Annotated in this window: 14 protein-coding genes; 9 read left to right on the top strand and 5 right to left on the bottom strand. The window is 35.8% G+C overall.

The genetic code is table 11. The annotated features are described in order from the left end of the window. Positions 1–29: 29 nt before the first annotated feature. The 3 genes from ACEWK1_RS17320 to ACEWK1_RS17310 all read left to right on the top strand — a co-directional run bounded on the left by ACEWK1_RS17320 (position 30) and on the right by ACEWK1_RS17310 (position 3604). Positions 30–1580, top strand: coding sequence for a Na+/H+ antiporter NhaC family protein (locus ACEWK1_RS17320; RefSeq protein WP_121663328.1), 1551 nt, complete (start codon positions 30–32; stop codon positions 1578–1580). A 408-nt stretch (positions 1581–1988) separates the two neighbouring features. Continuing rightward, the gene (locus ACEWK1_RS17315; protein ID WP_121663327.1) at positions 1989–3500 is read left to right on the top strand and encodes a sodium-dependent transporter; all 1512 of its coding nucleotides are present in this window, start codon (positions 1989–1991) and stop codon (positions 3498–3500) included. Beyond that, positions 3500–3604, top strand: a complete 105-nt coding sequence (locus tag ACEWK1_RS17310; protein ID WP_121663326.1) for a methionine/alanine import family NSS transporter small subunit — start codon at positions 3500–3502, stop codon at positions 3602–3604. The genes ACEWK1_RS17315 and ACEWK1_RS17310 overlap by 1 nt, the downstream gene beginning before the upstream one ends. A 78-nt stretch (positions 3605–3682) precedes the next feature. Here the strand turns inward: ACEWK1_RS17310 and ACEWK1_RS17305 are convergent, their stop codons facing one another. Further along, positions 3683–4657: a M23 family metallopeptidase gene (locus ACEWK1_RS17305; RefSeq protein ID WP_416636541.1), complete on the bottom strand. Its 975-nt coding sequence runs from the start codon at positions 4655–4657 to the stop codon at positions 3683–3685. Positions 4658–4962: 305 nt separating this feature from the next. Here ACEWK1_RS17305 and lipA point away from each other — a divergent pair, with 305 nt between their 5' ends. Next, on the top strand, positions 4963–5874 hold the full coding sequence (gene lipA / locus ACEWK1_RS17300) for a lipoyl synthase (RefSeq protein ID WP_255301566.1): 912 nt from the start codon (positions 4963–4965) through the stop codon (positions 5872–5874). 44 nt (positions 5875–5918) lie between these two features. Here lipA and ACEWK1_RS17295 read toward each other — a convergent pair whose 3' ends face one another. Then, a complete protein-coding gene (locus ACEWK1_RS17295) occupies positions 5919–6605 on the bottom strand; it encodes a YhcN/YlaJ family sporulation lipoprotein (protein ID WP_121663325.1) in 687 nt (228 codons plus the stop codon). 116 nt (positions 6606–6721) lie between these two features. Between ACEWK1_RS17295 and ACEWK1_RS17290 the strand changes: the two genes are divergently transcribed. Further along, positions 6722–6997 (top strand): YutD family protein, encoded by a 276-nt coding sequence (locus ACEWK1_RS17290; protein WP_121663324.1) that lies wholly within the window; start codon positions 6722–6724, stop codon positions 6995–6997. Positions 6998–7036: 39 nt separating this feature from the next. On the opposite strand, the gene ACEWK1_RS17285 is transcribed toward ACEWK1_RS17290, so the two are convergent. Together ACEWK1_RS17285 and ACEWK1_RS17280 are read right to left on the bottom strand one after the other, a co-directional pair. Further along, positions 7037–7324, bottom strand: a complete 288-nt coding sequence (locus tag ACEWK1_RS17285; RefSeq protein WP_121663323.1) for a cytosolic protein — start codon at positions 7322–7324, stop codon at positions 7037–7039. Positions 7325–7380: 56 nt separating this feature from the next. After that, positions 7381–7647 carry a DUF3055 domain-containing protein gene (locus ACEWK1_RS17280; protein WP_098795478.1) on the bottom strand — a complete coding sequence of 89 codons (267 nt, stop codon included), beginning with the start codon at positions 7645–7647 and terminating at the stop codon, positions 7381–7383. 189 nt (positions 7648–7836) lie between these two features. Between ACEWK1_RS17280 and ACEWK1_RS17275 the strand changes: the two genes are divergently transcribed. The 3 genes from ACEWK1_RS17275 to ACEWK1_RS17265 all read left to right on the top strand — a co-directional run bounded on the left by ACEWK1_RS17275 (position 7837) and on the right by ACEWK1_RS17265 (position 10450). After that, positions 7837–9147 (top strand): EAL domain-containing protein, encoded by a 1311-nt coding sequence (locus ACEWK1_RS17275; protein ID WP_121663322.1) that lies wholly within the window; start codon positions 7837–7839, stop codon positions 9145–9147. Positions 9148–9159: 12 nt separating this feature from the next. Then, positions 9160–9603, top strand: coding sequence for a DUF86 domain-containing protein (locus ACEWK1_RS17270; protein WP_251397673.1), 444 nt, complete (start codon positions 9160–9162; stop codon positions 9601–9603). 73 nt (positions 9604–9676) lie between these two features. Next, the gene (locus ACEWK1_RS17265; protein WP_121663320.1) at positions 9677–10450 is read left to right on the top strand and encodes a TIGR01457 family HAD-type hydrolase; all 774 of its coding nucleotides are present in this window, start codon (positions 9677–9679) and stop codon (positions 10448–10450) included. A 55-nt stretch (positions 10451–10505) separates the two neighbouring features. On the opposite strand, the gene ACEWK1_RS17260 is transcribed toward ACEWK1_RS17265, so the two are convergent. Further along, a complete protein-coding gene (locus ACEWK1_RS17260) occupies positions 10506–11006 on the bottom strand; it encodes a phosphatidylglycerophosphatase A (RefSeq protein WP_121663319.1) in 501 nt (166 codons plus the stop codon). Between the two features lie 378 nt (positions 11007–11384). Between ACEWK1_RS17260 and yutH the strand changes: the two genes are divergently transcribed. Further along, entirely contained in the window at positions 11385–12389 is a 1005-nt protein-coding gene (yutH, locus tag ACEWK1_RS17255; protein ID WP_416636536.1) for a spore coat putative kinase YutH, read from the top strand. The last annotated feature ends 422 nt before the right edge of the window (positions 12390–12811 follow it).

The raw sequence follows: 12811 nt of genomic DNA, 5'->3' as shown, positions 1-12811 counted from the left end.
ATAATAAAAACAGGGAGGCATTTTACATCATGTCAGGCACTATTTTTTCAATTATTCCCCCGATAATCGCCATCTTAATGGTTATCTTAACAAGGAGAGTTTTGTTATCTCTAGGCGTGGGGATTGTATCAGCAGCGTTATTACTAAAGGATTTTTCAATCGCAGATTCCGGGATGGTCATAATAAATGCTGTTAAAGGTATTTTCATTTCTGAAGGTGAATTAAACACTTGGAATGTTTATATCATATTATTCTTGTTAATCTTAGGAATTGTTACAGCACTTATTTCTATCTCAGGCGGGAGTCGTGCTTTTGGTGAGTGGGCACAAAAGCGTGTAAAAACTCGAACAGGAGCTCAATTTACAGCAGCAATATTAGGAATACTCATTTTCATTGATGATTATTTTAATGCACTTGCCGTTGGACAAGTTAGTCGTCCGATTACTGATCGTCAAAAGGTTTCACGGGCTAAACTTGCTTATATTATTGATTCAACATCAGCACCAGTTTGTGTTGTTTCACCAATTTCAAGCTGGGGAGCATATATCATTGCAATGATTGCGACAATTTTAACTACTCATGGTGTTACTGAGTTTACACCGCTTGGCGCATTTATGACAATGATTCCGATGAACTACTATGTTTTTGCTGCATTGGTTCTTGTGTTTGCAGTAGCTTATTTCAATATTAATATTGGCAGCATGAAAGTTCATGAAGATCGTGCGATTCAAACTGGACAAGTAGTTGATCCTTCCAAAGAAGCATTGGGTGAAATTAAAGAAGATTTACCAACAAGTGATAAAGGCACGATTGGTAACCTTGTTTGGCCTATTCTTTCTTTAATTATTGGTACAGTGGCATCGATGCTTTATACGGGTTATTCAGCAATTGAAGACAAATCAGCTGTAGATATTTTTGCAATCTTTGAAAATACAGATGTTTCAGCATCGCTATTATATGGCGGACTATTTGGACTAGCAATCACCATCATATTATTTTTTAGTAGAGGAATTAATGGACGTTATTTGCCCCTTGCAATCATTGAAGGTGTTAAATCAATGCTACCAGCTATCTACATCCTGTTATTTGCGTGGGTTATTGTAGATTTGATCGGTCAATTAAGTACAGGGGAATATTTAGCGGGAATTGTTGAAAAATCTAACCTTAACTTATCGTATCTTCCAGTCGTAATGTTTATATTGGCAGCATTCATGGCGTTTGCAACTGGTACTTCTTGGGGAACTTTTGGAATCATGTTACCAATTGCAGGTGAAATTACAGCAGCTACTGATATTAACATGTTGCTTGCGGCTATGGCAGCAGTTCTTGCAGGTTCTGTATTAGGTGATCATTGTTCACCAATTTCTGATACGACAATACTATCCTCTACAGGAGCAGGAAGTCATCACATTGATCACGTATTGACTCAGTTACCTTACGCCTTAATTGGTGGAGGCGTTGCTACAATCGGTTATCTTGTTTTAGGTTTTACGGGTAGTAGTTTAGTTGGTTTACTTACAATATCTATCTTATTAGTAGGGTTTATTTTCATTTTTGCAAAAAGAGCAAAAGCAGTATAAAAAGGAAGGCGATTCGCCTTTCTTTTTTTTTCATTTCTTTGTAATGTTATTCCTTGAATAGTAATATCTATTTTTTATTAATATAAGGTAGGGTCGAAAGATACTGAATATTTAGAAGTTAAAAAATATTTATGGTGACTATTTCATTTTACAACTTTTAAGAATTAAAGAGTTAAAGGGAAAATCTGTCTTTGTTTGAAAATGTATAAAGTATTTCCATATTCTATTTAATAGAATCTAAAATTTCTGAAAATATCATCTTAAAATAGTATTTTTTAAAAATTTTTTATAGACATAGGCATAATGTCCGATTATACTATGTATAGATTATAATAAATAATCAGAAAATTATATAATTTCTAATTGTTTCCACATTTAAGTGAGAGATGAGAAGAGGAGGAAAATATTATGGAAAATCGCCCACAGTGGGGGACAAGGGCTGGCTTTATTCTAGCAGCTGTTGGTTCTGCAGTAGGTTTAGGAAATATCTGGAGATTTCCGGCAACAGCATATGAAAATGGAGGAGGAGCATTTTTCTTACCATATCTATTTGCTTTGTTAACAGCTGGTATCCCATTACTAGTAATGGAGTTTACACTAGGACATAAATATCGTGGATCTGCTCCTACAACTTTCGGTAAAGTTGGTAAGGGAAGTTCATGGTTGGGCTGGTGGCAGGTTGCTATCGCATTTGTTATTTCATGTTACTATCCAGTTATTATCGCTTGGGCTTCATCTTATTCTGTTTTTGCATTTAACCAAAATTGGGGTACTGATACAGAAGGATTCTTATTCGGTGAGTACCTACAACTAGCAGAAAAGCCTGGTCAATTTGGTGGGCTAGTACCAGGGGTTTTAATTCCACTTATCTTAGTTTGGATTGTTACTTTAGGCGTTTTATTTGCGGGTGTTAAAAAAGGTATTGAAGCAGCTAATAAAGTATTTATTCCAGTTTTAGTTATTATGTTTACTATTATCGTTATTCGCGCTTTAACACTTGATGGAGCTGCTCAAGGATTAGATGCGTTCTTCAAACCAGATTGGAGTAAAATCCTAGATGGTAAAGTATGGGTTGCGGCTTACGGACAGATCTTCTTTAGTTTATCGATTGCATTTGCTATTATGATTACTTATTCAAGTTATCTTCCTAAAAAATCTGATATTACAAACAATGCTTTTATTACTGGTTTCGGAAACTCAGCATTCGAAGTTCTTGCTGGTATTGGAGTATTTAGTGCATTAGGATTTATGGCAGCACAGCAAGGAGTTCCTGTAGCAGAAGTAGTTTCTTCTGGTGTTGGTCTAGCATTTGTTGTATTCCCACAAATTATTAATGAATTCCCTGCTTTTAATGGATTATTTGGGTTCCTATTCTTTGGTTCATTAATATTAGCAGGTTTAACATCCTTGATTTCCATTACAGAAACATATGTTGCAGGTATTCAAGAGAAGTTTAAAGTATCTCGTACAAAGGCTGTTGCAATTGGTGGTGGGTTAGCTGCTGTTATCTCATTACTATTCGCTACAAGAGGTGGTCTATATTTCCTAGATTCAGTTGACTACTTCATTAATACATTTGGTATTACATTAGCTGGTTTCATTGAAGTAATTGCAATTGCATGGTTTGCAAAGGAATTAAAGAATATTCAAAAGCATGCTAATGAGCTGTCAGACATTCAATTAGGTACTTGGTGGAGAGTATGCTTAGGTTTTATCACTCCAATCGTACTAGGATATATGATGTTCGATAACTTAAGAACAAACTTAACAAGCGAATATGGTGACTACCCTCGTGAATTCCTCTTTAATTGGGGTTGGACGGTAGCTATTGGAGCAGTCTTAGTTGGAGTACTGTTCTCGGTAACAAATAAAAAGCAAAATGAATCAACAACTTCAAAGAATAAGGAGGTTTCTCAATAATGAGTACATCTGCTATTGCAATGATGGTAATCGGTATTGTAGTCGTTTGGGGAGGCCTTGCGGCAAGTATTACAAATGCTGTAATTAAAGCAAAACAAAAATAAATGAGAAGAGGCTGAGAAAATCAGCCTCTTTTTTGTACATTTCGGGAAGTGACAGGCACGCCCCGAGTTTTGTCGATACTATTTTCTTTTTCGGTCAGCTCGTTCCCAAGATTTCAGGTGAGGATACGGATCAAATGACCATTCGGTTCGACCGTTATCTTTATAAAGGCCATAGTGTAGATGTGGTGGGAATTTTCCTGCGGTACCAGGAGGACCATATCCAGAGCTTCCTACTGATCCAATTAATTGACCTGGCTCTACAACTTGTCCTGTTTGGAGGCCATCTGCAAAACCATTTAAATGGGCAAAATAATGGTACGTATTGTCGATATCGCGTATTCCTACTCTCCAACCACCATATCGATTCCACCCCTTCATCTCAACAACTCCGTAACAAGTTGCTCTTACTGGAACCCCGTAATTTGCAAAAATGTCGGTTCCCTCATGGATTCTTCTGCCACCCCAGCCGCGGGCATCTCCCCACGTATTTTTGTAACTATAGTTATGTTGTAGAGGGACAGGGAATGCATGCTTATCTAAATCCAAGTGGCCATATTTTTTATATAATTTCATATGACCTAAAATGAGTCCAACTGTTTTATCACGTTGATAATAATCCCATAAGCCAATCTTTAAATTTTCCAAATCTGATCCATATGATTGTAAATAATGCGCAAAAGAATAGAGGATGTCCTCGTCATTTGTTGGATCGGCAACCTGATCTCCATTACCATCCTCTCCAATTCCACCAAATAAACCTATGCTTCTAGGATTGGTATCCTGCATATTTGGATTGAGGGGCCCTGCCCATACTTCGGGTTTGACATAAATTTCAATGGACCCGTTAGCTTTGGGAATGTCTTTTCTAGAATGACGGACATTTCTTTCATATTGATCAATTGCAGCTAACACATACCAAGGTATGTTCGTTAATGTTTCTACTTTTGTATATAAGCTCATTAGCTTTTCATATTCTTTTTCTTGGTCGGTTTTTTCAGCAGCATTGGCAACTTGATGTGCTGAAACAGAGATCATTATGAAGAAGATGATCATAAAGGAAAGTACTTTTTGCACAGTAATGAGCTCCTTTCATTTGTTCCAAATTGAATCACACCTTCACTGGCAGTGGTACCTGGTTTCAATGTAAAAGGTAATACTGCCAGTAAAAGTCCAATCCTTGTCAATAACTGCCCATGGAAGTATCTTTTTATAGTTTGGTTTTCAATTTGTATTTCATTAATAGAAAATGTTAGAAATTACATACAGTCCTTTTCCTTGTCCGACTCGTTTCCTTATGTTAAAGTGGAAACGTATATTGAAATAGTTAGATTAGTGGACAACGATAAATAGATTACATAATGGAGATGAATCAGATGGCGAAAAAGGAAGAATATCTACGTAAGCCAGAATGGTTAAAAATAAAATTAAACACGAACGAGAACTATACAGATCTAAAAAAGCTGATGAGAGAGCAAAACCTACACACTGTCTGTGAAGAGGCTAGATGTCCAAATATTCATGAATGTTGGGCTGTTCGTCGTACAGCTACGTTTATGATTTTAGGTGCTGTATGTACTCGTGCATGCCGATTCTGTGCCGTTAAAACAGGACTTCCTACTGAATTAGACCTAGCAGAACCAGAACGCGTAGCAGACTCGGTTGCTCTTATGAATCTTAAACATGCAGTTGTAACTGCTGTAGCTCGTGATGACCTAAAAGATGGTGGAGCACAAGTATTTGCTGAAACAGTTCGTGCGATTCGACGCAAAAGTCCGTTTACAACAATTGAAGTGCTACCTTCAGATATGGGTGGCGTTTATGAGAATCTTAAGATGTTAATGGATGCAAAACCTGATATCCTTAACCATAATATTGAAACAGTTCGTGAGCTAACACCTAGAGTTCGTGCTCGTGCGAAATATGATCGTTCTTTAGAATTTTTACAACGGGCTAAAGAAATGCAACCTGAAATTCCAACTAAATCAAGTATCATGATTGGTCTTGGAGAAACAAAAGAGCAAATCATTGAAACAATGGATGATTTACGTGCTCATGATGTGGATATTATGACAATTGGTCAATATCTACAACCAACGAAAAAACACCTTAAAGTTCAAAAATATTATCATCCAGATGAATTTGCTGAACTTCGTGAAATTGCATTGAGTAAAGGCTTTAGCCACTGTGAAGCTGGTCCGCTTGTTCGTTCATCCTATCATGCAGATGAACAAGTAAATTCTGCAGCTAAGCAGAAACAAGCACAGGCTTAATAACGTGGAAAAATGGAACTGTCAAATGACAGTTCCATTTATCTTTATTGCATTTTTTCCTTCTCGTAACGGGATTTTTCATAATCATCCTTCATATCATCATCGATATCTTCATTCATTTCTCCATAGCCTTCTCCATTAGCATTTTCGCCATTATTTAAAGCACGGCCTTGAGGAGACTCAAGCATCTTGTTTATTGTATCTGTTAAGATTTCATCAATATCTCGACTTGTTGAATCAAGTGGACTATACGCTTGGATTTGCTGAATCATATTTGGATTATCAGAAACGTACACGTGATAATAACGCGGTATAACTGATAAAGCTGTTTTCTTTACTTGATCGGCTGTTTCAAAACGATTATCTGAATCTGTTTCATAAGCGACTAACACTTCTTCATCTGTAACTAATGTTGCAACATCATTTACGTTAGGAAGCTGGACACTTAAGCTGCTAATCGAATTGGCAACAGCTTCTCGGTCCATTCCAGGTGTAGGAGTATAGGCTATATCTTGAGGAATGCCACTTTTTTGATGTCGAACAAATCCAAAGTTTGCTCCTTTATCATTTGCATTTGGCGAACCTTCCTCGTTGTACAAATCAGTACGATCACTTACATTTATTGTATTTCCACTTTCATGCATAAAAGAAGAATCCTCTTCTGCACCGTACTGACATGCTGTTAATAAAGATAAACCTACAATACTAATCGCTAATTTGGTTTTTATCATTATTAGCACCTCCTCTTCTTTTATAGTTACCAAAGTGTCATGAAATTTTCTTAGCAATTGATGGTTGAAGATGTTTAGATTATGATAAGAATAAGGAATATGGATGAGGTGAAATCATGATAAGTGTTCAAAACCAACATTTTGAATTAGTAAAAGAAGAAAAAAACGGTTTTAACGAAGAGGCTTTTAAGGAAAGATACAGCGAAATTTTAAATAAATATGATTTTATTGTTGGAGATTGGGGCTATAGTCAGTTAAGACTTCGTGGTTTTTTTGATGATCAAAATCAAAAAGCAACCTATGACACAAAAATTAGTACCCTTGATGAGTACATATTTGAATACTGTAATTTCGGCTGTGCGTACTTTGTTCTAAAAAGAATAAAAAAATAACGTGACAAAAACTAGTCACGTTATCCTAAGTTAACCATCTTATTTTGACGTATAAGGTGGTTCTTCGTTTTTGTTGGGGTCATCATGGGTTGGATGAGCCGGCATATCATGTCGCTCCAAATTTTGATGAAGTGATTTATTCTCGTAATTAAAGGCACTATAATAACGTTGCCCTTCCTTCCAAGGTGTACTTTTATTAGTAACAGGCTCGTCCTTATTTCGCGGTGAACCATAAGGACCCTCTGGAAGTTGTTCAGGAATTAAAAAGTTACGCTGTGTTTCTACATTTGAAAAATCGGTATACGTTTCTTTTTCTTTATCATCCATCATAGGTCACCTACCTTTTAATCGGTAGTTTCTACGGAAAATCACCTTACCATACATCACATTAATTCATATAAAAAATCACGGAGCTCTGCTGCATCTTCCTCATTTAGCTGATAAGCATATTCTATGTATCCTGGTTCCTTTAAATCATCCTCACCAATAATGGCAAAGCGATTACTTTGTATATCCAAAACAAGATGCTTACCATAATAACGGTCGCTCTGAACAATGGCCAGATCGAATCGCTGATTTTCCCCCACAAAGCTTACAAACCTTGTTTTTGTATCAACTGTATCATCATATAAAAAAAATCGTTCAGACATTATATCTCTCCTTATTTACCCAAATTTCATCCATACCCTTATCATATCAGAAGAAATAAGTCCTGAGAAAACCTCAATCATAAAAGGAACAGGATGGAAATAATTTTTTACAAAAAAAAGTCGAAAAACAGAAAAATATGTTAAAATGTTACTACATATAGTTAATGTCAGAAGGGTTGAGTACATAATATGATAAGTGGGCTTTGTGAAAAACATTATAGGCGTTTAAGAAAATGGAGTAAACTATTTTTACATAAAAGCAAATTAAAATTCTATCCACCTAAATTTGTACTTCGAGACCCGATTTTAGAAGCCGTCCATCAAGCGATGTTAAGCGGACATCAGGTTGCTGTAGTAGTCATGACTATCTCGAATCTTCGTGAATTTTCTCAACAATTGGAACCGGTACAATTAGAGGAATATAAAAGAGATCTAAGAATGGGATTCAAAAGCATTGTTGAAGATTCCCCATACAACTTAGACTTACTTGTTGTTCACGATTATTACAGTGAAGGATTAACCATTTTCTTTAAAATAAATGATGAAAAGCAAAGTGTTGTACATATTGAGAATCTCATTCGAACACTAGTGCCAAGGTTAGAAAGATGGATGTTTACAAAGTATCCTTATTTTAACCATTCTTTTGAAATTGGTTATATGTTCATTGAAAGAGAGCACTCAACGATCCAGGATGCACTATATACAGCACAACAACAAGCAGTGGCAATGGCTGAAAAGCGAATTCAGTCACGATATATAGAAACGTTATTAAAAATGCGTGATATTATTCAAAAGCAGGATATTAGTCTGTTGGCTCAACCAATCATAGACCTATCAACAAATCAAATTAAAGCGTGGGAGTTTTTGACAAGAGGACCTAAAGATACTGCATTTGAGAGTCCTTTACAATTATTTTCATTAGCCAGGCAATCCAATTTAATTTATGATCTTGAACTTTTAGTCCTAGAGAAAGCATTTCATTTGATCCATTCAGTAGGTTGTATGGATGATGTATTTTTAAACTTCACTCCAATTACTCTTGGAAATAAACGGTTTATTCCTGGACTAGAAAAACTGTTAACGCGATACCCTGATATCGAGCCTAGAAGAATGATTTTTGAAGTAACTGAACGAGATTCAATTGAAGGCTTAAAATTTTTCCATGATAATATAAAACAATTACGTCAAAAGGGCTTTAGAATAGCAGTTGATGACACAGGAGCAGGATATTCTAGTTTACATACAATAAGTGAGCTTCTTCCGGACATTATAAAAATAGATCGATCCGTCATTCAAGATATTGACACGAGCAAGGTAAAGGAATCAATGCTAAAAGGACTTATTTTAATTGCTAGAGAAACAGGCTCCTTAGTAGTAGCAGAAGGTATTGAAAAGGAAGAAGAAGCAGAGGTTCTCAAAAGAAACCAGGTTGATTTAGCACAAGGTTACTTTTATGCAAGGCCTGGACAATTACAGAAGGAACGTGTTGCTTTAGTATAGGAAGGTGATGACTTGTATTTTGTAGATCGAGACCAAATAGAGGCGAAATTAACATTTCTAGAAAACCAGATAAAACTCTTTAATAACCAATCATCTTGGAATCAAGAAATAGAGAAGGCAGGACTAGAAAGAATTTGTCATATGTTCATTGAAACGATCATTGATGTTGGAAATTCGATGATTGATGGATTCATTATGAGAGATCCTGGCAGTTACGAAGACATTATCGACATACTTTTAGATGAAAAAGTAGTTACTCAAGAACAGGGAAATGATTTAAAACAAGTTATCCTTCTTAGAAAAAAACTTGTTCAGGATTATTTAGAGATAAATCATGAGGAGCTACAACAGGTTGTTACTTCTCATAAAGCAGGAATTACTTCATTTCCAGCACAAGTTCGAAGTTACATAGAAAATGAATTAGGGCCGGTCTCAGCATTTAAACCATTAGGATGACGAATACTTGTCATCCTCTTTGTTTTTATTACTAGACTTTCAATAATAGGTTAAACAACTAGGGGGAATACGTTTGAAAAAATACAAAGGGTATTTAATCGACTTAGATGGAACGATGTATAAAGGAACTGAGAGGATTGAGGAAGCAGGTCATTTTGTTGACTATTTAGTTAGAAATGAGATTCCATATCTGTTTGTGACGAACAACTCTTCTCAAACACCTAAACAAGTTGCTAAGAAATTAAATGAATTTCAAATACAGGCATCAGAGGATCGGGTATTTACGACAAGTCAGGCAACAGCGAATTATATCGCACAAAAAAAGGATCAGGCTACTGTTTATATGATAGGGGAAGAAGGCTTAAGGGAGGCTCTTCAAACAGGTGGACTTCATTTAGTTGATGAAAATCCAGATTTTGTTGTTGTGGGAATTGACCGAGACATATCTTATGAAAAATATGCCAGAGCCTGCATTGCGGTACGAAACGGTGCAGCCTTCATTTCCACAAACGCGGATATCGCAATTCCTACTGAAAGAGGGTTATTACCTGGAAATGGTGCGTTAACATCCGTTATAGCTGTATCAACTAATACAGCACCTATATTTATTGGGAAGCCGGAGAAAATTATTGTTGAACAAGCACTGGAGGTATTGGGGGTAGCAAAAGAAGATACATTAATGGTTGGTGATAATTACGATACAGATATAATGGCTGGCATGAATTGTGGAATTGATACGCTTCTTGTCCATACTGGTGTAACAACGAAGGAGCTACTAAAGCAATACAGCAGCCAACCAACTTATACAGTAGATTCATTGAGTGATTACCTGAAAAATATAAATTGAAGCACAATATAAAAAAGCTACTTTCATAATGGAAGTAGCTTTTTTAAATCCTTATTTATTCTACATCTCTAGCACGATGAGCAAGCCTGCTTGAAGCTGCTGCTGCTATTGCGCCAACAATGTCATCTAAGAATGTGTGACATTTTCCACCTGATTTATCATTAAGGTATTGAAGGATGCCTGGCTTCATTTTGTCAATATATCCATAGTTAGTAAAGCCGATGGAGCCGTATATGTTAACAATTGAAAATGCTAAAATCTCATCTACTCCATAAAGACTTTCATCAGTGCCGATAATAGATTGAAGAGGCTCTTCTAGTTGTCCCTTTTCAGCGAGAATATCAAATTGAATTCCTGTAAGAATGGCGTTTTGTACTTCTCTTTTTGTAAGCACACGATCTACATTATCTAAGCAATCGTCCATTGAGAGATCAGGATGATACTTTTCTTGTAAGAAGTATACAAGGTCTGCGATATCCTCAAGCTTTACACCTCGTTTAACTAGCCAATCTCTTGCTGTTTTTTCAACAATGTCCATTTTCTCTTCACTTTTCATCTTATCACCCAATTCTTTTTTTGTACGTTATGAAAGTAATTTCACAGAAGTTATTTTTTAATATAAGATAAGTGCTAAATACCTCTGTCTTTCCCTTTCAGGCTCGTCAGGAAACGAGACTTTTTACGTTGTGTATTTATTCATTGTATGAGATGACTCACTGATATATACGGATAAAAAACGTATCTTATCGTATTTTGTGAATCTGTTCATTTCTAATCATTCCCTTGTTTTACTCTCTAATAACCTGATTAAAGATAAAATTCTTTATAGAGGGGTAATTTCCTTCTAATAACTTATTTTCTTTTTAGTCTAATCATAAAGATAAGAATAAATGATTATGATTAGTATGGAGGTTATTGCTGGGAGGATAAGGAAATGAAACAAACCATTTATGAAGAGTATGGGATAAAGGTAAGAGAAATAAGTAAATTAGGGCATTATGACTCGTTTAGCCTGCATAATAATCAATTTATCATTGTTCCTGTTTCACATATTGAAGAGGAAGAGCTCTATGAATTGTATCAATTAAGTCAATATATGCTTGAAAAAGGGGAACCTCATATAGCCACGATGGTCTTAACGAAACAAAATCACTTGTTTTTTGAGCAAGATTCAGTTAGATATGCTGTACTAAAATGTTCAGCCTATACACAAGGCAGGTTTAACCTATTAGGAAGGGATTTAGCGCGTTTTCATTCGAAAGCAAGGGCTTATCCATATCAAGTATCGAAAACGCAGCGTATCGGTCAGTGGAAAATTCTTTGGGAAAAAAGACTGGATCAATTGGAGATGTTCTGGAGGGGGAAAGTTCAAAGTCAACCTCTTTCTACATTTGAAAAGTTGTTTGTTGAATCTTTTCCTTATTATGTGGGATTATCAGAAAATGCTATACAATATTTAGTTGATACAGAATTGGATGAAGAACCACAGCCGATTGATTCTGGGACAATTTGTCACCAACGGTTTCATGAATATACATGGAATCCTAGCATGTGTATAAAGTCTCCAACAGATTGGGTGTTTGATCATAGTAGCCGGGATTTAGCGGAATATATGAGGCAGTATTTCTTGGAAAAATCAGAACAGTTTAGATCAGAGGGATTTAAATTCCTCGAAGAGTATGATCGTACCACTCCTCTATCTCCCTTTTCCTGGAGACTAATATACAGCAGACTGCTATTTCCAATTCATTATTTTGAGTGTGTCGAAGAATACTATTTATCACCAGAAGATCAAAAGCCGAGATTTGAAGAGCGAATGAAAGAAATCTTAAACAAATCAGGACAGTATGAAGAATTTTTAAAAGCTTACTCAAGTATGTTAACGATAAAAACGAGAAGAATCACGGTCCCTGCAATTGATTGGCTTGCTATAAGGTAGGTTTAAGGTTTAAACCAGCCCTGATTTTCCTAAAGGGTTCGGTTTTAAAGTACAAAATACGTATAAATATTGCTTTTCATATAGTTATTAGCACTAGGATTAAATTTAACATGTAGTTCAGCAAAGGAAAATGCTTGGAGACATATATATGCTCCAAGCATTTTTTGTATTAATTTCGAAATCTACAAGAATCCCAGGAAATAAGCGGAGAAATTCCTCTTAATGAAGAAATAGCACAAAAAATAGATTAAATAGACGGAAAGATTCCGCCTATTTAATCAAAGATGAAAATGGACCATTTTACTTTGCTTAACCGGAAAAACTCCGCTTATATCCACCAATCGAGTCCCATTCTTCAGGATAACCGGAAAAACTCCGTTTATATCCACCAACCGAGTTCCATTCTTCAGGATAACCGGACA

Source organism: Metabacillus sp. YM-086, assembly GCF_048059995.1.
Taxonomy (GTDB): Bacteria; Bacillota; Bacilli; order Bacillales; family Bacillaceae; genus Metabacillus; species Metabacillus litoralis_B.
The sequence above is the reverse complement of the archived record's forward strand: the minus strand, read 5'-3'. Positions and strand labels throughout refer to the sequence as shown.